Below are 26,992 nucleotides of genomic sequence, written 5' to 3'. Positions count from 1 at the left end.
ACATTTAAAGATAGGAGAGCGAACAAGGGCTTCCATTCAAGTCTAGTATTTACCCGTTAAATCCGGTACATTGCTCGTTGCCGAACTTCTTTTCCAAAAAGTATGAGTCCTAAGTTTTGGATTCCAAGTTTAGCAAAAAACTCAAACCTCAAAACTCAAGACTCAAAACTCTCTCAGCCTAAAAGCCGATCGATTCAGTCGATCGCCCGACACAAATAATCGTGTCAGGACAGAATCAATTACCGGCGGCGGTAAGGAACCATCGTCTCAATGTTGATATTTGCCAAAGGCACGCGCTGCGGCGGAGTAGCAGGCGTAGATATATTGCGCGCCATACCCAGATAATTTGCCGGATCGCCAGCCTTCGCTTGCTGCTCTTGAGGAACAAAACGGCGCACGGTTGTCTGCCAAATCATTTGAGGGAAGCCTAGCTGCGAGCGGTGGTACTCACCGTAGCGAGGTGTCTTCAAGTTGAAAGGCGTTTCGCCTCCAACTCGCTGAGGCAACACCCGCCGCTGCTGGTAAGGCACTGTATCGTAGCCGAACTTTTCCAGGTACTCATCGCTATTGAGCAACTCGTCAATAAAGCCTTGAGGCCCCTTAGTGGCTACTACGATCGACCAAGCAATCTTTTCGCGCTCGCTATAAACATCCCGACCCAAAATGCGCTGCACGCACATTTCCACAAATCGGTAGTTGCTGTTAGTTTGGTAATTCCGCTCCAAGAAAGGAGCCGAAGTCGCCAAACCGCGAATAAAATCCCGCACCGTAATTTGGCCGAACTTTAGTTGCGACTCCAAAAACTTTTGGCGGTTACTCTTGAGGATTTGGTGTTCGCTGTAAATCTGGCGATATCCAGCCCAAATCAAATTTTCCATGTCCCCGGACGAGAGCACATTTTCAGTTGTGAAAATTCTAGCTTGCTCGTCGCTCCCCACTTCATAACCAGCTACGCGCTGGTTTTGGCTCTTGGGGGCGTAGTTTATCAAAGGTAGCGCCACGTTAAAATCTCCGTTATCTCAAATTTCAGAAATAGTTGACACTGCGATCGGTCAGCGTGATGATACAACTAACCAACATACAGATTAGGGGATTCCCGCAATCTAAATCTGATTTTCCTGAATTTTTGCAACAATCTGTAACATTTGTTGATTTTGGAAAAGGAAGAAGGCTACAGCGGCGAAGCTGAGCGGGTAGAGCGAAGCAAGTAAAGGGCTCTTCGGCTTCGCAAGCAGGTAACAACAGGACTTGCGCGTCTGGGCCGGTGCGAAACCGGGTTTTTTACGCCCGCGTGCGGTCTACAACCCGTCTTTTCGTAAAAAAACCCGGTTTCTCAACAATCGTGCGTAAGTCCCATCACAAGCAAGAAGAGGGAACACGGCAATATCTGCCAAGCGCTGACTGCCAACTGCCAAATTACCAACCCAAAGCTGAGTAAAACTCGGTGGAGACGGCCTGATCCTCTGGTGCTTGCTTTGCTGCATCTGAGTCTGGTTTGACGCGAATTTCGGTGCAAAAAGTCGAAGTGCTGAAACCCCCAAAGCGCTTTACCGTACTTGTGCGCATCCGCACGTTCGGATTAGCAAACCAAAAACGCTCGATCGAACTCATCGTCTCGTATTCGGTAATCAGCAGCAGCCCATCCTCGTCATCCATCTCAAAACGGCCAGCTACCGGCACAATTTCCGCATAGCCGCGTTCCCGCAACATTAAACCCTGCCGCGGATTTTCAGGATCGGGGACGATCGCGAACACCGTAGAGCCCTTGTGATTCTCATCATCCTTATCCCACGCCATCGAGCCGTGCCAAGTCACAAAAGCCCCCCCAGCAGCCCGGCTCGGATCGACTTCGTGCATCTGGCAAATCTCGGCGATGCGCGCGTCATCCGCACCCAGCGCCGTTACCTGAATATTTGAATCCCCAATCTCCGCTTGACGAAAAGCCAGGTGGTGAGTGCTGCGCTGCGATCGCCACTCCCCAGCACTGCTCTGAAAAAACTCCATTGCATCCATACAAACTATCTCCTTTGGCTTAGGCTTCGCGGTCTTTACGCCTTTTTATGATAGAGCTCCCCCCACTTAGATGTACTTTTGCTACACAAATTAGTCTCAAAATGTCTACTTTGGACATATTGTCAAGCGAATGTTATGATAGTTTACAATGTAGGAGACACAACAAATCCTGCAAAACGTCATCCCGATCCGTCTCGCATCGATATCAGCAAACTGGAGGAGCTATTATGGATATGCCTACAACCAGTCTCAGTATGGAGCAGCAGTTCAAACTGCAAGTGCTACGCGAACAAGTCAAAAGCTTAAGCCAAGACCAAGCTCAGGAATACTTGCTCGAAGTTATGCGGCAAAACATGGTCAAAGAAAACCTGTTAAAACATTGGATGAAGAATATGTGAACTCTTCAGCATTTCTTGACAAAAATCAGTGGCTTGTATCTGCAAAAAGTACGATCGAGCTTTTAATCATAAAATCCAGAATCCCGCTTTCTCCAAGAAAACGGGATTCTCAATTCAGAAAAGTTTTACGCAGTTTTTTTTGTCGCTACCATACTCAGCAAATTAAATGTTTTTAGTCTTTAGAGAGGGACGACAGTTTGTGTAGCGCGATTGTTTCAAGCTGTCGGGGCATCAACCAAAACGGCCGCTGACATAATCTAAAGTAGACTCTTCCTTCGGACTTTGGAAAATTACCTCAGTCTTGTCACACTCCACAAGATAGCCAAACCGCTTCCCATCGTCAGAAAGTTTAGCATTGAAAAAAGCAGTTAGGTCAGAAACCCGAGAAGCCTGCTGCATATTGTGAGTAACGATCACGATCGTATACTTCTCCTTGAGTTCCCGCATCAACTCCTCAATCTTAATCGTAGAAATCGGGTCAAGAGAAGCGCAAGGTTCATCCATTAACACTACATCAGGATTAATCGCGATCGCCCTAGCAATACACAAACGCTGCTGCTGGCCGCCCGAAAGAGAAAAACCGCTTTGCTTCAGCTTATCCTTCACCTCATCCCACAAATAAGCTTGGCGGAGCGACTTTTCCACCAGCTCATCCATATCCCCCTTGTAATTGTTCACCCTCGCACCGTAAGCAATATTGTCATAAATCGACTTCGGGAAAGGATTCGGCTTTTGAAACACCATCCCAATCTTGCGGCGCACCTCCACAGCATCAACATCAGGATCGTAAAGATTTTGACCGTAGTAATCAATTCTACCCTCTAAACGAAAACCGCTAACTAAATCGTTGAGGCGGTTAAAACATCGCAGAATTGTACTTTTACCGCAGCCAGACGGCCCGATCAAGGCAGTAATCCGATTTTTAGGAATCTCCATACAAACATTTTTAACTGCGTGAAAAGCGCCGTAAAAAATATTGATATTCTCAGTCCGCAAAACAGTTTCCGTTTGCTTGTCTAAATCCATCATCATACAGGTAACAATCCTCTGAATTTTTACTCAAAACCTGGGTTACATTCGACCTTCACCATAAGTGCATGAATGTCTTTTTAAAACTCACCCTTTAATACACTTTTTTGTTAGTAGCCCAGCGAGAAAGAATACTCGTCAGCAAAACCATAAACACCAAAATCAAAGATGCAGCCCAAGCCAATTCTTTCTGTGCCTTAAAAGGAACCGTTGCAAAGTTGTACACCAAAACCGAAAGACTCGGAGTTGGCTTATCAAATCCTGCCGGCCAAAAAGGCGAATTCAGCGCCGTGAAAATCAAAGGAGCAGTTTCTCCAGCAGCGCGAGCAATTGCCAGGGTCACACCCGTTAAAATAGCCGGAATTGCCGCAGGCAAAACCACCTGCAACACAGTCTGATAATTAGAAGCACCCACACCAACCGACGCCCATCTAATATCTTGCGGGACGATTTGTAGAGCTTCGTCAGTAGTCCGCACAATCGTGGGCAACATCAGCACCGCCAGCGCCGCACCCCCTGCAATTGCCGAAAAACCTCCCATATTTACCACGAACAAACCGTAGGCAAATACCCCAGCAATGATCGAAGGAACGCCGCTGAGGACATTAGTAGCAAAGCGCACCCAGCGAGCTACTTCGCCGCTGCTGAACTCCGACAAATAAACGGCGGCCAATACACCAAAAGGAACAGCAATTAAAGAAGCTATTCCCACCGTCATCAATGTACCGAGAATTGCATTAGCAATCCCGCCTCCCGACAGTCCGGGCGGCGGTGGCAGCTTGGTAAACAAGTCTAAATTCAGGCGATTGAAACCTTGTACCGTGACGTAGGAAAGCACTGCAAACAAAGGCAGCAGAGTGATTGCCAGACTAGCTCCAGCCAGTACAGTCATCGCCAGATTAAACAGCGCTTGCGGGCTGTTTTTAACCTTTTTCAAACTGCCTGTTTTCGATACCAAAGGATTCTCGTCGGAGACGCTATTTGACATAAACTAAAACTGTGTAGGAAATGGCGGCAAACTTCTAGTTGTATTTTGCTCTTACTTGAGAAACAATCCACTCTGCCAAAATATTAACAATCAGCGTCAGAATAAACAGAATCAGCCCAGTGTACATCAGAGCTGCTACTTGCAACCCCGATGCTTCCGCAAACTGATTTGCCATCAGAGAAGCAATAGTATTTGCAGGAGCTAGCACAGAAAGACTTAACTGATTGGAATTGCCAATTAACAGAGTTGCAGCCATTGTTTCTCCCATAGCGCGACCGAGCCCGAGCATAATTCCGCCGACAATGCCGGAAAAAGCCGCCGGTACGAGCACTCTAAAAATTGTTGTCCAGCGAGTTGCTCCCAAACCGAGAGATGCTTGCCGCAATTCGGGCGGGAGACTTGCCAAAGAGTCGCGGGAGATAGCAGTAATAATGGGCAAAGTCATGATTCCCAAAATTACTCCGGCTGGCAACATTCCCGGGCCGACTGGCGGAGTGCTAAAAATCGGCAGCCATCCGAAAGTGCCGTTGAGAAACTTGCCGAGAGTGGTAATCAGGGGAATCAGTACAGCAATTCCCCACAAACCGTAGACTACGCTGGGAATGGCAGCTAAAAGTTCTACTAAAAAAACCAAAGCTGTGCGGACTGGCAGCGGCAAAAAATCTTCGCTCAAGAAGATTGCAGTCCCTACTCCTAATGGTACTGCAATTAGGAGCGCGATCGCCGAACTGACGATCGTCCCGTAAATCATCGGCAGCGCACCGTACTCTTCTTTAACCGGATTCCAGCTACTGCCAAATAGAAAGCCCAAACCGTACTGTTGAATCGCCGGTACAGCCCTGTAAGCAACGGTGAGGGCGATTACCAGCAAAATTACACCAACTCCTATGCCCAAAATCCGCGTGAGCCAGATAAAGCCTTGGTCTAAGGATTTTTCTGCCCCAGAGCGCGATCGGCTCTGTGATTGAGCGCTGTTAGTATCTGAAATCATAGAAAAAAAAACCAAATATATAGTAGCGGAAAATAGCCTGTTTCGGAAAAAGCTAGAAGGAAGCAGAAAGAAAGACGATAAATAAAATCACAGAGGGGCGGGTTGATTAATCCCCTGACTTTTCAACAAATATTTCTGGTAAAACCCGCCCGTTGTATTTTGAAAGAGGTAGAAGGCGATTTACCGTTGGGTGGGGCGGGTTTATCGGATTATTGATTTTAGGCAATTATGGTTTGTGAAACCCGCCCCTACACAGATGCACCGATTGTTACATAGAAGAGGGGCGGATTGATTAATCCCCTGACTTTTTAACAAATATTTCTGGTAAAACCCGCCCCACAGAAATATCTCTCTTCGTTCTTCGCGATTTTTACCCGCACGCCCAATGCCGAAGGGTTTTTTTCCCTCTGACAACGGACAACAGTCAACAGTCAACAGTCAACAATTACTATTTGGCAACCTCAATCTTGTAGTCTGGGCTGATGCCGTCAGCGGCTGCGGCTACTTTTTCTTTAACGTTTTGGGGCAGAGGAACGTAGCCCAATTCAGGGCTGACCTTTTGACCTTCATTCAAGCCGTATTCAATCATGGCCTCGATTGCTTTGGCTTTGTTGGGTTCAGCAACTGTTTTGGGGACGAGCATCCAAGTGTAGCTAACAATAGGATAGGACTCTGCCCCTTCGGGATCGGGAATGAACGCCCGGAGATTTTCCGGTAGTACCACTGCTTCAAGGGTTTTTGCCCCCACTGCGTCGGTGTACACTACAAAATTGCCGGCTTTATTCTCCAGGGCAGCAAACTTGATATTGTTGTTCTTGGCGTAGCCGTACTCAATGTAGCCTATAGCGCCAACGGTTTGTTGAATAGAAGCCGTGACACCTTCATTCCCCTTGCCGCCAACCTTACCGGCAGAAGGCCACTCTACTGTCTTGCCTTCCCCTACTTTTTCTTTCCATTCTGGACTGATGGCGCTGAGGTGTTTTGTGAATACGTCTGTCGTACCGCTGCCGTCAGAACGGTGTACAACTGTGATATTTTGGTCTGGCAGTTTAGCGCCCGGGTTAGCAGCAACAATTTTGGGGTCGTTCCACTTGGTGATGTTCCCCAAGAAGATATTTGTGTAAACGTCTCTTGGCAACTTCAGTTCGGGTACGTCAGGCAGGTTGTAGGCGAGCACGATGCTACCAGCCGACATCGGCAGCAAGAGCACGCCTTTGTCGGCTGGCACCTTCCCAATTTCCTCGTCTTTCATTGCGGTGTCGCTGGCTCCAAAGTCTACCGTACCTTTGGTAAACTGTTCGACTCCGGCACCGCTGCCCACTGACTGATAGTTGATCTGTAATTTGGGATTGGCTGTGTTGAAATCTTGAAACCAGCGCTGGTACAGGGGTGCTGGGAATGACGCGCCGGCCCCCGTCAGGGCTACGTCTGAGGCTAGGGCGAGTTTGGTGTTTGCTGCTGTGCCAGTGGCTGCAACAGGGGAAGCGCCGGGGGATGCTGCGGTGTCGCCGCCGGGGCTGGGGCTGCTTGTGGTTGTGCTGCCGCTGCCGCAAGCTGCTAAACTCAGGGCGATCGCCATAGCGGAAATTGCTGTAGTCAGACGGTTTGGATTAATCAAGTTGAGACGAAAAAGCATAGGTATAAAAAATCTGCGATCGTTATATGGGTGTCCCGCATCAGCATAGCGCGCAAAAGTAAAGGTTAGGTTAAGAATCTTTACACTCAATCGCAATTTAATATTAATTAATATTATTAATGTGATTTATGAGCTTGACAGTAGTGACTTTATAAGGTATAGGGGGGATAGATTTGTAAGGAAACCAGCAGTCGATCGCCCGATCGCGCAAAATTCCCCATTAAATTATCACAATATGCTGGTTTAAAAACCAGAAAACCATACAATGGTGGTTGTTTTGACAGTAGTGCTAGTATTAAGAATTTAAAAGCCGCAGGCATTCAAGCTTGCATCTGACGAATCCCTTCTGCCTTCAACCTTTTGACGAATGCCGTTTGATGATAATGCCTGCTCCTATTGAATTAATCTGGGCTTTTATTGGTTTGCTCCTGACGATAGGAGGCACTTTTTTGCCTGCATCTGTCACAATTCCGATTGGGTTGTGGGACGATCGAGGACTTCAGGCGTACTCTTTAGGTGTTACCTATCAAATTGGAGCCGTTTTGCTAGTAGGCTGCATGGGGGGAAAAAATGCTGCGGCTCTCTCGCAAATTGCCTATTTGGCATTAGGATTAACTTTGTGGCCAGTTTTTTCTCAAGGCGGCGGCATCGGCTATCTGAAAGAAGCGAGTTTTGGGTATTTGCTGGGTTTTGTCCCCGGTGCTTGGGTGTGCGGCTGGGTGGCTTTTAAGGTGGCTTCGCGGCTGGAATCTATGGCTTTTAGCTGTTTGTGCGGTTTGTTCACAGTACACGCGATCGGCTTAATTTATCTGATTTTTACTTACTGGCTGCCTCCGGCAAAAAAAACACCTTTATTCGATGAGATTCTTAAATATTCGGTTTATCCTCTGCCGGGACAATTGGCGGTAGTTTGTGCGATCGCAGTGCTGTCATTTACTTTACGCCGCTTGATGTTTTATTAAGTGCGAAGGAAGAAGGAAGAAGGAAGAAGGAAGGAGGAAGGAGGAAGGAGGAAGAAGGAAGGAGGAAGAAGGAAGGAAGAGGTAAGTGGTAATTGTGCAAAATAAGGTTATACTGTCATTGCCCAACGGGAGAGTCATCTCGCTGCGGCTGGGATTGCTTTGCTGCACGGCATTCTGCTGGCAATCACCAGCGAAATTTGAGTAAATTATCCCATGCCCGATGCCCCATTTTCTATTGCTTAATTCATGCGTTTTAAAAGAAATCCCTTGTTCTGGGTGGCTGCTGTTATCAGTTTAGTTTTAGACCACCTGGCTAAGTTTTGGGTGGTGCAAAATTTTGACTTGACGGTTCCTCCGCAGACGCAGCCGCTGTTACCCGGAGTGTTTCACTTCACTTATGTTGTTAATACCGGTGCGGCTTTTAGTTTGTTCAGCAATGGCGGGGCGATTTGGTTGCGCTGGCTGTCTTTGGGCGTTAGTGTCGGATTGATAGTGCTGGCTTGGTTCGGGCCGCGAATTAACCGCTGGGAACAAGCTGGCTACGGTTTGATTTTGGGGGGAGCACTGGGGAACGGGATCGATCGATTTATTTCGGGCCATGTTGTAGATTTTATCGATTTTCGGCTGATTCGGTTCCCGGTGTTTAATCTGGCCGATGTGTTTATTAATGCTGGGATTGTCTGTTTGCTGATTGCAACTTTTCACAGTGCACCGCCGACTCCGAAAAATCAGGACGATCGCAATTCTATTTCAGAGTAACTTTTAATAAATCAATCGATTTGAGATTTGAGATTTGAGATTTGAGATTTGAGATTAACCACCCACGGGCTGTACCGTTCAATCGATTTGAGATTTGAAATTTGAGATTTGCGATTTGAGATTTGAGATTAACCACCCACGGGCTGTACCGTTCTCAGGTTTATCGGATGCGGAGCTTTTTTTGCTTATCCGCTGATGAATCCGGCGGCCTGGCAACCCACTACTTTCGGTCATTTGTCAGTTATCTGTTACCTGAATATCTAGGTGTCAACTTAAGATTAGAGTCATTTATGAGCTATAATTAGATTCTTTATTGCTAAGGCTAAACTTGCGCGCGATCGAAAGCAATTTGGTCACAAACCCCCGGATTTATCTATGGGATAAATTCCATAATCTAAAATCTAAAATCTAAAATCTAAAATCTAAAATCGGATGACTCCTAATCCCTTTGCTCGAGAACGCTTACTATTTGCCCCAGCAACCCCCGATGCTGATGCTATCCCGACTATTTTTGCTTTTCCCAACGAGTACACTGTTGGTATTACCAGTCTCGGCTATCAGATAGTGTGGGCAACTTTGGCTGTGCGATCGGATATTGAAGTGGGCCGTTTATTTACTGATATCCGCGAACAACTTCCCCGACATCCAGAATTACTGGGATTTTCGCTTTCTTGGGAACTAGACTATGTAAATATTCTCAATTTATTGGAATCTCTAGAAATTCCGATTTGGGCGTCAAAACGAACTGATAATCATCCGATCGTCTTCGGCGGCGGCCCGGTTTTTACTGCTAATCCAGAACCTTTTGCCGATTTTTTTGATGTGATTTTGCTGGGAGATGGCGAACATCTCATAGACAATTTTATTGATGCTTGTAAACAAGTCCGTACCGCCGACAGACAAACTAAATTGCGGCATTTAGCCCGAGTTCCGGGAGTTTATGTCCCCAGTTTGTACGAAGTAACTTATCTGGATGCGACTGAGGGGATTAAATCGATTCAGCCTGTCGATGCGGGAATTCCCAGTATGGTTGAAAAACAGACTTATCGCGGCAATACTTTATCTGCTTCCACTGTGGTGACAGAAAAAGCGGCTTGGGAAAATATTTACATGGTGGAAGTGGTTCGGAGTTGTCCAGAAATGTGCCGTTTTTGTTTGGCAAGTTATCTGACTTTGCCGTTTAGAACTGCGAGTTTGGAGGGTTCGCTAATTCCGGCGATCGATCGCGGTTTAGCTGTGACTAATCGTTTGGGTTTGTTGGGTGCTTCTGTCACTCAGCACCCGGAATTTGAAGAGTTGCTGGATCGTTTGAATTATCCGAAGTACGACGGCGTGCGGTTGAGTCTTTCTTCGGTACGGACGAATACGGTGACAGTTAAATTGGCAGAAATATTGACAAACAGAGACAGCAAATCTGTGACGATTGCGGTGGAAAGCGGGAGCGATCGCCTCCGCAAAATAGTCAATAAAAAACTTACCAATGACGAGATTATCCAAGCTGCGAGCAATGCTAAAGCTGGCGGCTTAAAGGGAATTAAACTTTACGGCATGGCGGGAATTCCCGGCGAAGAAATAGAGGATTTAGAAGAGACGGTGGCGATGATGCGGGCGATTAAAAAAGCTGTTCCCGGTTTGCGGTTGACTCTGGGATGCAGCACTTTTGTCCCGAAATCTCACACTCCTTTTCAGTGGTTTGGAGTGAATAAAGATGCGGAGAAGAGGCTGAAGTTTTTAGATAAAGAATTGCGTAAGCTGGGTTTAGAATTTAGACCTGAAAGCTATAACTGGTCGGTGATTCAGGGCTTGCTCTCCAGGGGCGATCGGCGGTTGTCTCGGCTGTTGGAATTAGTGCGGCATTACGGCGATACTTTGGGCAGTTATCGGCGGGCGTTTAAGGAGTTGCGGGGACAGTTGCCGGAGATGGATTTTTATGTTTTTCAAGAGTGGGAATTGGAGCAGGTTTTGCCTTGGAGTCATTTAAAAGGGCCGCTACCGGAAGCGACTTTAAAGAAGCATTTGGCTGAGGCTAGGAGTTATTTTAAGATGGAGGATTTGCAGTTGACGAGTTAGGAAATGACGGGAGGCGAAAGTGCGATCGCATCTTTGGAAGTAAGTAGCTCGAAAGCTAACTTAACAAGATGAAATAAGGAGCGACGTACTATAATACAATTATGCCCGAAGTCCAACCGAAATAAATTCAGCGTTATACTACGCCAGACAACAGAGTGCCTTTCGAGGAATGGTTTAATGTTCTCCGAGATGGCAAAGCTAAAGCTAGAATTAGGTTGAGATTAGACAGAGTTCAACTCGGCAATCTCGGAGATTATCGATTTGTTGGAGAAGGAGTCTATAAATTAAAAATAGATTATGGCCCTGGATACCGAATCTATTTCGGACAAGTCGGCACAACTATTATCCTGCTTTTAATAGGCGGGGATAAAAGCACTCAAGACCGAGACATACAGCAAGCTATCAAATACTGGACTGATTACAGGAGTGAAGATAATGCCTAAAAGTTTACCTTACCATCCCTCACTAATACAATTTCTCAAAAAACCAATAGATTCTGCTATGTATCTAGAGGCTTTTTTTGAAGAAGAAAAACCCGAGGCAGAACTGCTAAAAATGGTACTTAACAATGTAGCAGAAGCTCTAGGTCAACCAAAAATGACTCCTGAACAATATGAAGTACACTTAAAAAAACTGGATGAATTCCTGTCGCAGCAAGGAAGTGATGTGATTTATAATCTGGGAACTTGGCTGAAGGCTTTGGGATTGAAACTAACTGTTGCTGTTTGTACTGATACAGAGGATAATACTGCAAATGCTGAAACGCGATCGGAAATAACTGTTTAACTTAATCTAGAAAATGCCTAAGTTTCGATATTCATCCCTGATTAATGCCACCGTAGAAGCAGTCTGGAACTTTCACGAAAGGCCCGACATTCTGCAACTTTTGACTCCGCCTTGGCAACCGGTGAAAATCATTCGCCGCGAAGGGGGACTCGATGTGGGTGCTGTATCAGAATTTCGTCTGTTATTGGGGCCGATTCCTGTAAAATGGGTGGCGACTCACACTGAGTGCGAACAATATCGCTTGTTTGTTGACGAACAAACGGAGGGGCCGATGGCAAGTTGGAGTCACCGACACGAGTTTACCTCAGAAAATGGCAAGACTAGATTGACAGATGCGATCGCATTTTCGATTCCGGGCGGCCCGATTGTCGATTTGCTGTTAGGTTGGTGGGTAGAAATGCGGTTAACAGATATGTTTCGCTATCGCCACGAAGTTACAAAAATCGAGTGCGAAAAACATCAAAACAACGCCTGAATATTAGTGTACCTTCTGTGGTGAAGCGAGTACAATTTTTGTTTAGATCGGCGTCCATATGAGCAATCTAATAGCGAAAATTGTCAAGGTTACTCTCGCCAGAATGTTCTGTATTTCAGAATAAATGAATATCCCTTGCGCCATCCCTGTTTGGCAAATAAATCAAGTAGAAATTTGACCTGTGAGCTCGGCACACCGAAGTAGTGAAAGCATAGATTAAAGACTCCTGATTGCACTGAGATCGCGATAGTTTTACCCAGCAGATCCCAATCCTTTTAGCGTTGATTAACAGTTTCAGAAGAGTGAAATAAGGGATTTTTCTTAATAGTATTGGTAGTCAAATATTGGCTTCTGGTTCTAAATAATTGCAAAATATTTGATTTTTTTTCAGGTGTTTAAATAAATTCATAACTTCATTAACTTTCCATGCTCATAATAGACTTTTTTCAAAAATAAATAATTTAGGGCGATCGGTTAAATTATCATGTAATTTTACCATCAGAAAATATGAACCAACTCCAGGGATAGATAGAAAAACATCGATCCGAGAGTCAAATTTTGACAATATATTGAGAGTTGCACCTGGGAGATTTCATCAGCTAAAATTTAAAGTAGATTGAATAAGTAAATTATAATAGGTAGTTTTGACTATTCAGGACTACCGATTCGGTGAGGGGCAATTGTGATCGGGTACTCTAAAAATCAATGACGTTGGACAGTTCATCGAAAAACAGCGATCGGATGATTGTTCGCCATTGCTAGGCGTCAGAGTACCCGCTGCAAGTATACGGGGACGAAGACTCATATTTTATTGCCAAACTCCTGTACCGCAACAGCGAAGTTGGTACATTTATATTTTTTTTGCGCCTATCTAATTAGCCGCAGGGTGTGGTATCATCAAAAATATAAAACTTAGATAAAAGTGGTCATATATTTTAGAGTAATTCTGGTAGTTTTTATCTAAATAACGAAAATTAAAAAAATCCTGGTTAAATCTTAAACAAAGAATGATAGTTTTAGCGAAACTACCCCAACAATTTACTTTCGCACAGCGTCAAATACTATATTGTTAAGATAGGTTCCATATTTATGAATATCAAGGCAAATTATAAACTAATAGAAAAAATTAATGAGGGTTCAAAGACAGTAGTTTATCGCGCAGAGAGGAGGGAAGATCAGACTGCTGTGATTATCAAAGCCCTGATCGCAGACTATCCTACTCTCGAAGAGATTATGCAATTGAGACATGAATATGAAATATCCCGACATCTCAATATAGAAGGTATTGTCAAGCCCTATGGATTGGAAAATCATCATCATGGTCTAGCACTGATATTGGAAGATTCAAGAGGAGAAGCCCTCAAAAAGTTTTTGAATGGTCGCCAACTCGAACTAAAAAAGTTTTTAAAAATTGCTATTCAGTTAGCAGATACTCTGGGTAAGTTGCACGATCGCAAAATTATTCATAAAGATATTAAGCCGACAAATATCATCATCACTCCTGCTACGCTAGAAGTAAAAATTACTGACTTTAGCATTGCCACGCGCTTGTCTAGAGAAACCCAAACACTCAGCCATCCCACTTTACTAGAAGGCACAATCGCCTATATCTCGCCAGAGCAAACAGGGCGGATGAATCGCTCAATTGACTATCGGACAGACTTCTACTCTTTAGGTATCACATTCTATGAAATGCTGTGCGGTGAATTACCATTTAAGGCTACAGATCCGATGGAATTAGTTCACTGCCACATCGCGAAACAGCCGATACCCCTCTGGGAAATTATGGCAAAAAAGCCAAACATCACACTTGAAACTACAAGCGATAATCCCACATCTAAACTTCAAAATGATAAGATTATCAAAGCAATTTCTTACATAGTGATGAAATTATTAGCCAAGACTGCTGAGGATAGATATCAAAGTGGTTATGGTCTCAAAGCCGATCTAGAACAATGTCTAAATAAATTACAACAAACTGGCCAAAATTCTAACTTCATTCCGGGTGAGCGTGATAAGTCCGGTCAATTTCTGATCCCACAAAAATTGTACGGACGAGAAACACAAGTAGCCAATCTAATGGATGCTTTTGACAGAGTTAGCGCTGGAACAGCCGAAATCGTTCTAGTTTCCGGTTACTCAGGAATAGGTAAATCTTGCTTAGTTTATGAAATTCACAAACCCATTGTCGGAGCAAGGGGTTATTTTATCGCAGGTAAGTTTGACCAATTTAAACGAAATATTCCCTATGGAGCCTTAATTGAAGCTTTTGAAGAGCTCATTCGCCAAGTATTAACAGAAAGCCCGGAAAAAATCCACTTTTGGAAACAGAAGATTTTAAATGATTTAGGCAAAAATACTAGAGTTATAATTGACGTTATTCCCGAATTGGAATTGATCGTTGGTGAGCAACCTGAAGTTTCTAAATTAGGAGCAAGTGAATCACAAAATCGTTTCAATCTGGCCTTTAAACAATTTATTCATATTTTTACCGAAAAAGCACATCCGCTAGTTTTATTTTTAGATGATTTGCAGTGGGCAGATTCTGCTTCTTTGAAATTGCTTCATGTGCTGCTAACTGACCGAGATAGCCAATATTTATTGGTAATTGGAGCCTATCGAGATAACGAAGTCAGCCCAACTCATCCTTTAATGCAGACTTTAGATAGTATTTATTCATGCGGAGCAATAATAAATAAGATCGTCCTCCAACCTTTGACACTTAGTACAGTAAATCAATTAGTTGCTGACACGTTGGGTGACAACTGCTCATCACCAGCCCCCCCTGTTACTTGTTTTTCCGAGCAACACGGAGAAATTGATCGAGAAAGTTTGCTTGCTAAAAACAATAACCATGAAATAGAAAAGTGCAAGTTATTAGCTGAGTTAGTTTACAATAAAACTCAAGGTAATCCGTTTTTTATAACTCAATTTCTTACCTCTCTTTACGCAGAAAAACTGTTAACATTTGACTTCAGCATTGGCAGATGGCAGTGGGATATGGGGCAAATTCAAAGTGTTGAGATCGCAGATTCTAATGTCGTTGAACTCATAGCCAGAAACATTCAAAAACTGCCTCCAGATACCCAGAAAGTTTTAAAGTTAGCAGCTTGCATTGGCAACCGATTTAATTTAGAAGTTTTAGCAATAGTAAGTGAAAAGTCTATATCTGAAACGGCATCTGCTTTGTGGGAGGGGCTTCAGGAAGCCCTAATTTTACCCATCGGGGAAAGTGCCTATAAACTTCCTTTACTCTTCAATATTGATGAGTCATTGGTAATGGATAGTGGTCAAGGAACCCAATCAGAAATTAATACTTACAAAGTATCCTACAAATTTTTGCACGATCGCGTGCAGCAAGCGGCTTATTCTCTGATTCCTACCGAACAGCAAAAAACTACCCACCTGAAAATCGGCCAACTACTGTTGCACAATACAAATCAAGACGATCTAGAAGAAAATGTCTTTGATATTGTTAACCAGCTCAATGTGGGAGTAGAATTCATTACAAAGCAAGAAGAAAAATACCAGCTTGCTCAATTAAATTTAATAGCTGGTCGAAAAGCCAAAGCAGCAACAGCTTATGAAGCTGCTGTCACGCTATTAAAAGTAGGCTTAGAACTTTTACCAGAAAACAGTTGGCAGAGTAACTATGACCTGACGCTCGGACTCTATGTAGAAGCGGTGGAGGCTGAATACCTCAATACCAACTACGAAAGCTCGGCAACTCTTGCTGAAGTAGTTCTGCAACAAGCTAACACTCTGCTCGAAAGAGTGAAAGTATACGAGCTACAAATCCAGTTTTATATGGCTCAAAATCAGATGTTAAAAGCCATTGATACTGGGCTGCAAGTGCTGGACATGCTGGGTGTGTCCTTGTCAAATGAAGCGGGTGAGGGTGGTTTTGTCGTTGAGTTGCCTTCTCTTGAGAATTTGGAAAACATCCCAGAAATGACAGATCCATATCAATTAGCAGCCTTGCGGATAATGATGAGCGTTATTTCTCCTGCTTACACAGTGAAGCCAGATATTGTGCCCCTGCTTGTCCTTACCCAAACTAAGCTCTGTGTTGAACACGGTCATTCAGCAATGGCGGCTTTTGTGTATGTTTTTTATGGCAATTTCATTTATTCGATAACCGGAGATATAGATGCCGGATATCATGCAGGTGAGCTAGCTTTAAAGCTCTTGGATAAATTTAACGCTAGAGAACTTCAATGTAAAGTATGCAATTTATTTCATGGTGTGATAAAACCTTGGAAAGTTCATGTTAAGGAAACATTAGTATCTCTACGAGAGGGGCTGCAAAGTGGGCTGGAAACCGGAGATATAGAATTTGTTAGCTATAATGCTAGTATTTATTGCACTAGCGTGTTTTTGACTGGGGAGCAATTAGACATTGTAGAGCAGCAACAAAGGCAATATCTTGATTTAGCACTGAAACTCAAACAAGACTATTCTATCTATTACATTAAAATATTTCACCAACTGACGTTAAATCTTCAAAAACAAACTGAAGATAAATGTCAATTGATTGGCGATAGTTTTAAGGAAACACAAATATTACCTATTTTTATAGAAACTAATAATCGAATTTTGTTGTTTCTTACCTATTTCGCCAAGACGATGCTATTTTATTTGTTTAAAGAACCTCAGCAAGCTGTTGCCAGCGCCAGTTTAGCCGCAGAACACGCAGTCAGTGTCATGGGTATGCTAGTTTCTGCTGCTCACAACTTCTACTATTCGCTGGCTCTCCTTTTACACTATCCCCAAGTTTCAAGCTCGGAGCAACAAGAATATCTGGTGATTGTAGATAAAAATCAACAAAAAATGCATAAATGGGCATTTGATGCTCCATCAAACTTCAAGCATAAGTACGAGCTTGTGGAGGCAGAAAAATCTCGTGTTTTAGGGCAAATTGCAGAAGCAATGGAATATTATGACCTAGCTATAACGGGAGCAAAAGAACAAGGATATATTCAGGAAGAAGCACTAGCATCGGAACTAGCAGCACAGTTTTATTTCTCCCTCGGCAGAAACAAGTTTGCTCAAATTTATCTAACACAAGCTTACTACGGGTATATTCGTTGGGGAGCTAAAACTAAAGTTAAAGATTTAGAGTCTAGATATCCTTTGGTATTTTCCGAGATGCTGATGCGAGAATCCACAGGCATAGAGATTAATAGAACAACAACATTGACCACGGGAGGAAGTTCGGCGGTTTTGGATTTGTCCACTGTGAACAAAGCATATCTAGCCTTGGCTGAAGAAATAGTTCTTGATAAGTTGCTAGATAAGTTACTTAAAATTGTGATGGAAAATGCTGGAGCTACAACAGGGTGCTTGATCTTAGAAAAAGATGGGAAATTAGTGATAGAAGCTACAGGTGTTGTGGATAGAGATGTGGTTGTATTGTGTTCAGAATTAGCAGTCGAAAACAGTGAGAATCTGCCGCTCACCATAATTAATTATGTAGGCATAACTAAAGCAAATGTGGTTTTAAATGATGCCTCAGTGTCACAAAGATTCATAAACGATCCTTACCTCCTAAAAACAAAACCCAAGTCAATATTATCTATGCCTATTATTAATCAAGGCAAGCTGATAGGTATTCTTTATTTGGAAAATAACATAACAACTGGTGCCTTTACAATGGAGAGGCTGGAATTATTAAAAATACTTTCTTCACAGATAGCTATATCCCTTAAAAATGCGATGCTCTATGGGAGATTGGAAACCGCTACTCAAAACTTGAAAACAGCTAATGAACAATTAGAGGATTACAACCAAACGCTCGAACAAAAAGTAGAAGAGAGGACTCAGCAGTTAAAACAAAAAAATAGCCTGCTGAGAGAACAAGCAATTCAACTTGAACTTACCCTAAAAGAATTGCAAGCGACACAGACTCAGCTAATTCAAACTGAAAAAATGTCAAGTCTGGGGCAAATGGTTGCTGGTATCGCTCACGAAATTAACAACCCAATTAACTTTATATACGGCAATCTTACCCCTGCTAAGGACTATTTTCATGACTTGCTGGGGTTGCTGAATCTCTATCAGGATCAATTGCCTAATGCAACTCCTGAAATTCTGAATTTTGCAGAAAGTATCGATCTGGAATTCTTAATTTCCGATTTTCCTAGGCTGCTTGAGTCGATGCAGCAAGGGGCAGAACGCATCCGCCAGATTGTCTTGTCGCTGCGGAATTTCTCGCGATTGGATGAGGCGGGAATGAAACGAGTAGATATCCATGAAGGGCTAGATAGCACTCTGCTATTGTTGCAAAATCAGCTAAAAGGTAAGCCCGACCATCCTGGAATTGAAATTATTAAAGAGTACGGTCAGATATCTGAAATAGAATGTTACGCCGGCTTCCTGAACCAAGCATTTATGAATATACTCAGCAATGCAATTGATGCTATAGAGGAATCATTAGCGACTTCTCCTATAGAATCAAGGGCTAATAAAAAATCACAAGTTCGTATTCGTACCAGTGTTATAAATAGTAACCAAGTAGAGATTCGGATTGCCGACAATGGAGCCGGGATGACAGAAGAAGTAAGGCAGAAGATTTTTGACCCTTTCTTTACTACAAAACGTGTCGGCTCTGGCACTGGTTTGGGTTTGGCTATTAGCTACCAAATTGTAGTAGAAAAACATAATGGTATGCTGACTTGTATTTCCGCTCCTGGACAGGGAGCAGAGTTCGTGATTCAGATTCCTCTCAAACAGGGAACTCAGCAAAAGTGAGATTGATTTAGCTTGTGCTTGCTGTTAGGAATTTACTTGGCTTGTGCCATTAGAAAAGCGATGGGGTGGAGGGTAAAGATTTTTATCCCTCGCTTCAAAATGTAGATGAAATAGTGACCTAGATCACAAAAGTAGCCGCCTTAAGATATAAAATAAGATGATTAGGCGATCGCAGCAAAAGTCTACCGAAGCTAGCTTTATTGGGTCGTTGTTTGCCACTATCACCCCAAGATGAGGGCAAACTTACTGAAATAATTTAAGTCTTTTGGCTATGGTTCGCTCTTAACTCCGCAACGCTTATGGGCACGGAGCAAAAAACTCAGTATTGCTTGCTTGAAGGAAGAATAAAATGCTAGGTAATTTTAAAGATACGTGCATCCACCAGCTATTTGAGTTTCAAGTAAAGCGATCGCCTGACGCTATTGCAGTAATTTTTGAAGGGAAGCAGCTAACTTATCAGGAGTTAAACTCCCAAGCTAACCAATTGGCGAATTATCTGAAGACTCTCGGTGTCGGGCCAGAGGTATTGGTCGCAGCCTGTGTGGAGCGATCGCTAGAAATGGTTGTGGGTCTATTAGGTATTCTCAAAGCAGGGGGAGCTTATGTACCACTAGATCCGAATTATCCCCAAAATAGACTGGCATTTATGTTGGAACATTCCCAAACGCCAGTATTACTAACACAACGGCATTTAGTCGAGTCTCTTCCCGAACATCAAGCGCAGATCATCTGTTTGGATGGCAATTCAGAAACATTAGATCGCTTCAGCGAAGAAAACCCTGAAACAGTAGTGACACCGGATAATTTAGCTTATGTAATTTACACATCCGGCTCTACTGGTCAACCTAAGGGAGTAGCGATCGAGCATCGCGGTGCCGTCAACACGCTTCTCGATATTAACCAACGTTTTGAAGTCAAAGCAGTCGATCGCGTCTTAGCAGTATCTTCCCTCAGCTTCGACCTGTCAGTATATGACATTTTCGGTCTATTTGCTGCGGGAGGAACTGTTGTTATCCCCAAAGCGACCGCAACGCCAGACCCGTCTGACTGGCTCGATCTGATGATGCAAGAACGAGTCACCCTCTGGGACTCAGCACCGCCATTGATGCAGATGCTTGTGGATTATGCTGCTGGTAATAGCAAAACCCTTCCATCATCTCTGCGATTAGTCCTTCTCAGCGGCGATTGGATACCTCCGACTTTGCCAGATCGAATCAAAGATTTGGTCATCTGTAGGGGCAGCGCCCCCGTGCTTGCCCCAAACCCTGACGGGGCGATCGCAGGGGAATTGCCCCTACAAGAAAATAAAACTATAGACCAACCTTCAACCCCTGCTGTCATCAGCTTAGGAGGTGCAACCGAGGCTTCCATCTGGTCTATCCTATATCCGATCGCCAAGGTTGACCCGGAATGGAAAAGCATTCCTTACGGTCGGGCCATGACCAACCAGCATTTCTACGTGCTGAACGAAGCAATGGAGTCATGTCAGGAGGGGGAACTGGGGCAACTCTACATCGGAGGTATCGGTTTAGCTAGGTGCTATTGGCGAGATCCCGAAAAAACTAGCCAGCGCTTCATTACTCATCCTCATACAGGCGATCGCCTATACTGTACTGGCGATCTCGGTCGCTATCTGCCCGATGGAAACATCGAGTTTATCGGTCGCATCGACAACCAAGTAAAAATTCGCGGCTTCCGCATCGAACTGGGCGAGATTGAAGCGGCACTGAGGCAAAATCCTGAAGTGGGAGATGCTGTTGTCACAGTCAGAGAAGATGTACCTGGTAACAAACGCCTCGTGGCTTATGTGGTTGGAAAGCCACAAGATTCTTCATCGTCTGAGCCAGAGTTAGACAGCTATACCGAACTCATTTCGCAGTGGCGATCGCTATACGACAATACCTACAGCCAAACCCCTACCCATCAAAACCAAACCTTTAATATTATCGGTTGGAACAGTAGCTACACAGGCGAACCTATCCCAGAAAACGAGATGCGCTCCTGGGTAGAGCATACAGTCGCTCGCATTCTCCAGTTGCAACCCCAATCCGTTCTAGAAATCGGTTGCGGAACAGGTTTATTACTATCTCGAATTGCTCCTCACTGCACTCAATACCGGGCTGCGGACTTGTCCCCACAAGCACTGCGCTATATCGAACAGATGAAGATGTCGGTGCCGGGATTAGAGAATGTCACACTTTTAGAAAGGACGGCAGACAACTTTGAAGGTATAGAAGCAGACAGCCTCGATACGATCGTAATCAACTCAGTAATTCAGCATTTCCCCAGCATAGAGTATTTGTTGAAAGTCCTAGAAGGCGCAGTGAATGCAGTCCGTAATGGCGGCAACATTTTCTTAGGAGATCTGCGGAGTCTGCCGCTCCTGGAAGCTTATCATGCCTCCGTGCAATTATATCGGGCCTCCCCAGAAATGGAGCGAACGCAATTACTTTCCACAGTGCGATCGCTAATGGCACAAGAAGAAGAATTAGTCATCGATCCAGCTTTCTTCACCGCTTTAAAAGAACATCTACCACAAATCGGTTATGTCGAAATTCTGCCCAAGCGTGGCATTCAACACAATGAATTAACTCGATTTCGCTACGATGTAATTCTGCATATAGGAGAAGGAGTTTTTTCTAGCAAATATATCAAATGGTTAGACTGGCAAGCCGATTGGACAATCGCATCCATCCGCCAATTGCTGCAAACAACTTCCCCAGAAATACTCGGCTGGCGACAAGTCCCCAACGCACGTCTAGACACAGAAATTAAAACTATCCAATGGCTCAACACTAACTCAGGGCTAGAAACTGTCAGAGAATGGCGTGAGAGTTTACAAAAACAATCCCCACTTGGAATAGATCCAGAAGAACTTTGGTTATTAGCTCAAGAATTACCTTATCAAATCGACATTAGCTGGTTAGAAGCAAGTGATTCTGGTAGTTATGACGTAATTTTTCGACACCGTTCCACAACAGAAGTAGCAGAAAGTCAAGAGATTGTATTTACCGAAAAAAATACTATTAACGTCAAACCTTGGCATCACTACGCCAATCGCCCGTTACAGAGAAATATTGCCCAAAAGTTGATACCGCATCTCCGCAATTTCCTGCAAGAAAAACTGCCAGATTATATGATGCCCGATCGCTTTGTCATGTTGGAGTCACTACCGCTGACCCCCAACGGCAAAATCGATCGCCGTTCTCTACCTGCACCAGACACTTCCAGACCCGATTTGCAAGAAAATTATGTAGCACCTCGCACCCCGATCGAAGAAATGATAGCAGGGATTTGGGCTGAAGTGCTGGGAATAGAACGAGTTGGCATTTACGACAATTTTTTGGAGTTGGGCGGACATTCCTTACTGGCGATCCAGATCGACAGCCGATTACGCAAAACATTAAAAGTAGAATTGCCTGTGGGCAGCTTGTTTGCATCTCCCACCATAGCCTCACTAGCGCAGCGCATTTCAGAAAGCGATTCAGAAAAAGTTCACTTGCAAGCTACTCCCATCCAAGCAGTTTCTAGAAACCAAAACTTACCTCTTTCATGGAACCAGCAACAATTGTGGTTCCTCACACAATTGGCATCCGATACCCCTGTTTATAACGAACCCTGCACGATTCGTTTTCCCGGTGCTATTGACGTAAATGTCCTTTCAAAAGCTCTCACCGAAATTATCAAACGTCACGAAAGTTTGAGAACGCGCTTTATTACAGTCGATGGACAGCCGATTCAAGTTATAGATCCACCTGCCGATACTTTCAATCTAGCGTTTGTAGATTTGAGGCAATTACCTGTCAGCCAACGGGAAGCAGAAGCTTTGCGGTTAGCAACTAGAGAGACAAAACAACCATTTGATTTAACTTCGGCCCCATTGCTGCGGGCTACTTTGATGCAGCTATCAGATGAAGAATACAGGTTATTCCTGACATTCCATCACATCGTCATGGACGGTGTTTCTATATATAATGTATTTCTTCCCGAACTAGCGGCACTCTACGAAGCTTTTGGTAATGACAAAACGCTAGTATTGCCAGAATTAGCCTTACAATATGCCGATTTTGCTGTTTGGCAGCGGCAGTCGTTTACAGGAGAAATTCTGGCAAGTCAGTTAGACTACTGGAAGCAACAGCTAGCCGATTTACCCATCCTACAACTGCCATTAGATCACCCCCGACCCGCTATTCCCACCTTCCAAGGTAGAAGGCAACGTTTTAGCCTATCCAAAAACGTGACAGAAGCACTCAAGGCTCTTTCTCGACAGGAGGGAGTCACGCTCTACATGACTCTGCTGGCGGCATTCAAGACCTTGCTCTATCGCTACTCTGGACAAGAAGATATCGTGCTGGGAACTTTCAGTGCAGGTCGCAACAGACCGGAGATAGACAAGTTAATCGGATTTTTTATTAATACTCTAGTGTTGCGTACCGATCTGTCGGGAAACCCTAGTTTCCAAGACCTACTATCCAGGGTGCGGGAAGTAACTTTGGCAGCTTATGCTCATGAAGATGTGCCGTTTGAACAACTGGTAGAAACACTGCAACCAGACCGAAACTTCAGCCAAAACCCCTTGTTCCAAGTGGCGTTTGCTCCTCAACCTCTAATACCATCTTTGAGTGAGGGTTGGAATGTGAGTTATCTGGATATCCAGACCGATACGGCGAAGTTCGATCTGATTTTGGATGTAGAGGAAAGGCCGGAGGGCATCATTGGTCGTATTGAGTACAACACGGATTTGTTTGAAGCTAGCACGATTTCCCGAACGATCGGACATTTCCAAACTCTGCTGGAAGGAATCGTTGCCAATCCAGAGCAGAAAATCTTGGAGTTGCCTCTTTTAACTGAATTTGAGCGGCAGCAGTTGGCGGCGTGGAATGATACCGAAACCGATGACCCCAAAGATGCGTGCATACACCAGTTATTTGAACAGCAGGTAGAGCTCGCGCCAGATGCGATCGCATTAATCTTTGAAGATGAGCAACTTACTTATCAAGAGCTGAACCAACGATCGAATCAGTTAGCACATCATCTCCGCAATTTGGGTGTAGGGCCAGAGGTATTGGTGGGTATCTGTGTAGAGCGTTCTTTAGAAATGGTAGTAGGACTGCTAGGCATTCTCAAAGCTGGGGGGGCTTATGTGCCGCTAGACCCAGCTTATCCCCCAGACCGTTTAGCTTTCATGCTAGAAGATGCCTCTGTACCAGTGCTGCTGACTCAGGCGCGGTTAGTTGAATCTCTTCCCCAAAATCAAGCGCGTATCGTTTGCCTAGACACAGACTGGGAAGTCATAGAGCGACAGAGTGAGGAAAACCCTGGATGCAGCTTAACCCCTGAGAACCTGGCTTATTTGATTTACACTTCGGGGTCTACAGGCAGACCAAAAGGCGTACTGGTGGGGCACCGAGGACTATGCAACCTGGCTGCAGCACAGATTAAGATATTCAATGTGCAACCAAACAGCCGTGTCCTCCAGTTTGCTTCGTTGAGCTTTGATGTTGCAACTTCCGATTTGGTGATTGCATTGTGTTCGGGAGCAACTCTGTGTATCCCAACGAATGATGCTGTTTTGGCAGGTTCTGGTCTGACTGAGGTGTTGCGCGATCGAGCTATTACCCACATTGAATTGCCAGCAGCAGTCTTGGCAGTTCTTCGCTTTGAAGAGCTTCCTACCTTGGGGACAATCATTGTTGGGGGAGAAGCCTGCTCCCCCGACCTCATAGCCAAATGGTCATCAGGGCGTCGGTTCTTTAATGCTTATGGGCCGACCGAATCCACCGTCTGTGCCACCATTGCCGAATGTACCGATAGCAGCGAGCCACCGCCCATCGGTCGGCCTATTGCCAATACGCAGGTCTATATTCTAGATGCCCAAAAACAACCTGTCCCGATCGGCATTCCGGGAGAATTGTATATTGGCGGTGCTGGTTTAGCGCGGGGCTACCTCAACCGACCCGAACTAACTGCCGATCGCTTTATCCTCAACCCTTTTAGCCACGAACAAGGCGATCGCCTCTACAAAACAGGTGACTTAGCCCGCTACCTACCCGACGGCAATATCGAATTCCTCGGTCGCATCGACCAGCAGGTGAAAATTCGCGGCTTCCGCATCGAACTCGGAGAGATCGATGCGGTATTGAGCCAACACCCCGATGTACGAGAGTCTGTAGTTATCAAGCGGGAAGATGCCTCCGGCAACCAGCGCCTGGTAGCTTATATTGTTTCCCACCTCAGACCAGAACGTACTCCTTTCAACAGTGAATGTCTGGCGGAATTTGACGGGAATCCGGCAGTGAAACTTCGTACAGAAGACATCTCTTTAGGTGGCGTCGGCATACTGGGCGTACCAGATACTTGTGGGCCCGGTCAAACCGTCCGCCTGCGCCTGCATCTGCCCGGATTAGATCGGGAGCTATGGTTGGAGGGAAGTGTGGCTTGGTGTCGGAGAAACCAAGCTGGGATTGAGCTGGCTTTGAGCGCGATCGAACAAGATATTTTTCAAAAAAGCATCGAGTATCTTCTGGAAAGTCAGGGTTTCTGGAAAGTTTTGCAACGCACGGCAGTCGGCAGTTTACGCAATGTTCTCAAGCAGAAGCTGCCCAACTATATGATGCCCTCCAACTTTGTGTTTTTGAATGCTTTGCCGCTGACACCCAACGGCAAAATAGACCGCAAGGCCCTGCCAGAGCCAGATACTTTTAACCCACAGTTGGATTATATTCCACCCCAGACTGAGATCGAAGATGCGATCGCTACAGCTTGGGAACAAGTATTGCACCCAGAAAAAGTAGGTGTCGATAATAATTTATTGGACATCGAACTGGGCGAGATCGAGGCGATATTGAGCCAACACCCGGATGTACGAGAGTCTTTAGTTATCAAGCGGGAAGATGCCTCCGGCAATCAGCGCCTCGTAGCCTATATCGTTTCCAACCTCACACCAGAACGTATTCCCTTCAAGAGTGAATGTCTGGCAGAATTTGACGGTCATCCTGCGGTGGAACTTCGCACGGAAGACATTTCCATCGGTGGCGTCGGCTTAGCGGATGTGCCAGATATTTGTGGGTCCGGTCAAACCGTCCGCCTGCGCTTGCGTATGCCCGGTTCCGGTGAAGAGCGTTGGTTGGCGGGAAGAGTCGCTTGGTGTCGGACAAACCAAGCAGGGATTGAGTTGGTGCTAGGTGCGATCGAACAAGATATTTTTCAACACAGCATAGAGTATCTTCTGGAAACTCAGGGTTTCTCGAAAGTTTTGCAGCGCACAGCGGTGAGGAGTTTACGCAATGTTCTCAAGCAGAAGCTGCCCAACTATATGATGCCCTCGAGCTTTGTGTTCTTGAATGCTTTGCCGCTGATATCTAATGGTAAAGTAGACTCTCTGGCGCTACCACTTCCAGATGCTTTTAACATAGAGTTAGAAACAACTTATGTTGCACCGCAGACGGATATCGAGCAAGCGATCGCTACCGTTTGGCAACAAGTATTACACTTAGAAAAAGTAGGTGTCGATGATAATTTCTTCGATTTAGGCGGTCATTCATTACTGATGGCTCAGGCTCATAGTAAACTGAGAGAAGTTATGGACAGAGATGTTTCAATGATTGAGATGTTTAAATATCCAACCATCAGCTCTTTGGCACAATATTTAAGTGAGGAGCCAGAGGAAAAATCCTCTGTTGGGAAAAATCGCGATCGCATCAATAAACAAAAAGAAGCAATCAATCGCCAAAAGCAACGAATGCAAGGAAAGAATAAAAATGGATAAATCTGAAACTCCCGACTCTATAGAAAGTATCGCTCGCTATACACTGAGGTGACACCGGATAACTTAGCTTATGTAATTTTCACATCCGGTTCTACTGGTCAACCCAAGGGGGTAGCGATCTAGCATCCCGGTACAGTCAACACGCTCCAAGACATCAACCACCGCTTTCAAAAGGGCAGGCGATCGCACCCGATCCGGATCGCTGACCCTTGCTCTTTCGGAGCTTACGCTTTTGAACCCCCAACTGCCCTTAAAACCCACCAAACTTACGCACTTACGGATTTTGGTTCATACCATTTTTCTAAAGATGTGCTAGAGATAAAGAATGTAAGATCCAAGACCATCCTGTGAGAAAACCAATGACATT

16 protein-coding genes and 1 pseudogene are annotated in these 26,992 nt (G+C 44.7%); 11 read left to right on the top strand and 6 right to left on the bottom strand.

The window, feature by feature from the left end:
- Positions 1–239 precede the first annotated feature (239 nt).
- Together QUA80_RS15380 and QUA80_RS15375 are read right to left on the bottom strand one after the other, a co-directional pair.
- Positions 240–1,001, bottom strand: coding sequence for a phycobilisome rod-core linker polypeptide (locus QUA80_RS15380; protein WP_333425851.1), 762 nt, complete (start codon positions 999–1,001; stop codon positions 240–242).
- A 415-nt stretch (positions 1,002–1,416) separates the two neighbouring features.
- The gene (locus QUA80_RS15375; RefSeq protein WP_333425849.1) at positions 1,417–2,013 is read right to left on the bottom strand and encodes a phycobiliprotein lyase; all 597 of its coding nucleotides are present in this window, start codon (positions 2,011–2,013) and stop codon (positions 1,417–1,419) included.
- Between the two features lie 227 nt (positions 2,014–2,240).
- On the opposite strand from QUA80_RS15375, the gene QUA80_RS15370 reads away from it, so the two are divergent.
- Complete coding sequence (locus QUA80_RS15370) at positions 2,241–2,411, top strand: NblA/ycf18 family protein (RefSeq protein ID WP_015176817.1); 171 nt, start codon at positions 2,241–2,243, stop codon at positions 2,409–2,411.
- 231 nt (positions 2,412–2,642) lie between these two features.
- Here QUA80_RS15370 and pstB read toward each other — a convergent pair whose 3' ends face one another.
- The 4 genes from pstB to pstS form a co-directional block, all read right to left on the bottom strand.
- Positions 2,643–3,443 carry a phosphate ABC transporter ATP-binding protein PstB gene (gene pstB, locus QUA80_RS15365; protein ID WP_333425847.1) on the bottom strand — a complete coding sequence of 267 codons (801 nt, stop codon included), beginning with the start codon at positions 3,441–3,443 and terminating at the stop codon, positions 2,643–2,645.
- Positions 3,444–3,534: 91 nt separating this feature from the next.
- On the bottom strand, positions 3,535–4,428 hold the full coding sequence (gene pstA / locus QUA80_RS15360; RefSeq protein ID WP_333425845.1) for a phosphate ABC transporter permease PstA: 894 nt from the start codon (positions 4,426–4,428) through the stop codon (positions 3,535–3,537).
- A gap of 34 nt (positions 4,429–4,462) precedes the next feature.
- A complete protein-coding gene (pstC, locus tag QUA80_RS15355) occupies positions 4,463–5,419 on the bottom strand; it encodes a phosphate ABC transporter permease subunit PstC (protein ID WP_333425843.1) in 957 nt (318 codons plus the stop codon).
- A 448-nt stretch (positions 5,420–5,867) separates the two neighbouring features.
- A complete protein-coding gene (gene pstS / locus QUA80_RS15350) occupies positions 5,868–7,055 on the bottom strand; it encodes a phosphate ABC transporter substrate-binding protein PstS (RefSeq protein ID WP_333425841.1) in 1,188 nt (395 codons plus the stop codon).
- A 383-nt stretch (positions 7,056–7,438) separates the two neighbouring features.
- Between pstS and QUA80_RS15345 the strand changes: the two genes are divergently transcribed.
- From QUA80_RS15345 to QUA80_RS33805, 10 genes and pseudogenes are all read left to right on the top strand, one after another.
- Entirely contained in the window at positions 7,439–8,017 is a 579-nt protein-coding gene (locus tag QUA80_RS15345) for a biotin transporter BioY (RefSeq protein ID WP_333239852.1), read from the top strand.
- 246 nt (positions 8,018–8,263) lie between these two features.
- Positions 8,264–8,776 carry a signal peptidase II gene (lspA, locus tag QUA80_RS15340; protein ID WP_333425839.1) on the top strand — a complete coding sequence of 171 codons (513 nt, stop codon included), beginning with the start codon at positions 8,264–8,266 and terminating at the stop codon, positions 8,774–8,776.
- 432 nt (positions 8,777–9,208) lie between these two features.
- Positions 9,209–10,846 (top strand): radical SAM protein, encoded by a 1,638-nt coding sequence (locus QUA80_RS15335; RefSeq protein ID WP_333425837.1) that lies wholly within the window; start codon positions 9,209–9,211, stop codon positions 10,844–10,846.
- A gap of 125 nt (positions 10,847–10,971) precedes the next feature.
- Positions 10,972–11,289, top strand: coding sequence for a type II toxin-antitoxin system RelE/ParE family toxin (locus tag QUA80_RS15330; RefSeq protein ID WP_333425930.1), 318 nt, complete (start codon positions 10,972–10,974; stop codon positions 11,287–11,289).
- A complete protein-coding gene (locus QUA80_RS15325) occupies positions 11,282–11,632 on the top strand; it encodes a transcriptional regulator (protein ID WP_333425835.1) in 351 nt (116 codons plus the stop codon). The genes QUA80_RS15330 and QUA80_RS15325 overlap by 8 nt, the downstream gene beginning before the upstream one ends.
- 13 nt (positions 11,633–11,645) lie before the next feature.
- A complete protein-coding gene (locus QUA80_RS15320; RefSeq protein WP_333425833.1) occupies positions 11,646–12,107 on the top strand; it encodes an SRPBCC family protein in 462 nt (153 codons plus the stop codon).
- 1,089 nt (positions 12,108–13,196) lie between these two features.
- Complete coding sequence (locus QUA80_RS15315) at positions 13,197–18,857, top strand: AAA family ATPase (protein WP_333425831.1); 5,661 nt, start codon at positions 13,197–13,199, stop codon at positions 18,855–18,857.
- Between the two features lie 349 nt (positions 18,858–19,206).
- Positions 19,207–25,794 (top strand): annotated as a pseudogene (locus QUA80_RS15310) (amino acid adenylation domain-containing protein); the annotation flags it as partial.
- Positions 25,783–26,625 (top strand): phosphopantetheine-binding protein, encoded by an 843-nt coding sequence (locus QUA80_RS33810; protein ID WP_445302242.1) that lies wholly within the window; start codon positions 25,783–25,785, stop codon positions 26,623–26,625. The pseudogene QUA80_RS15310 and the gene QUA80_RS33810, both read left to right, overlap by 12 nt.
- A 48-nt stretch (positions 26,626–26,673) precedes the next feature.
- A complete protein-coding gene (locus QUA80_RS33805; protein WP_445302241.1) occupies positions 26,674–26,748 on the top strand; it encodes an AMP-binding protein in 75 nt (24 codons plus the stop codon).
- Positions 26,749–26,992: the final 244 nt, after the last annotated feature.

Origin of the sequence: Microcoleus sp. F4-D5 (assembly GCF_036704885.1) — a bacterium.
Taxonomy (GTDB): Bacteria; Cyanobacteriota; Cyanobacteriia; order Cyanobacteriales; family Microcoleaceae; genus Microcoleus.
Note: the sequence above shows the minus strand (reverse complement) of the source record. Positions and strands in the feature narration are given on the sequence as shown.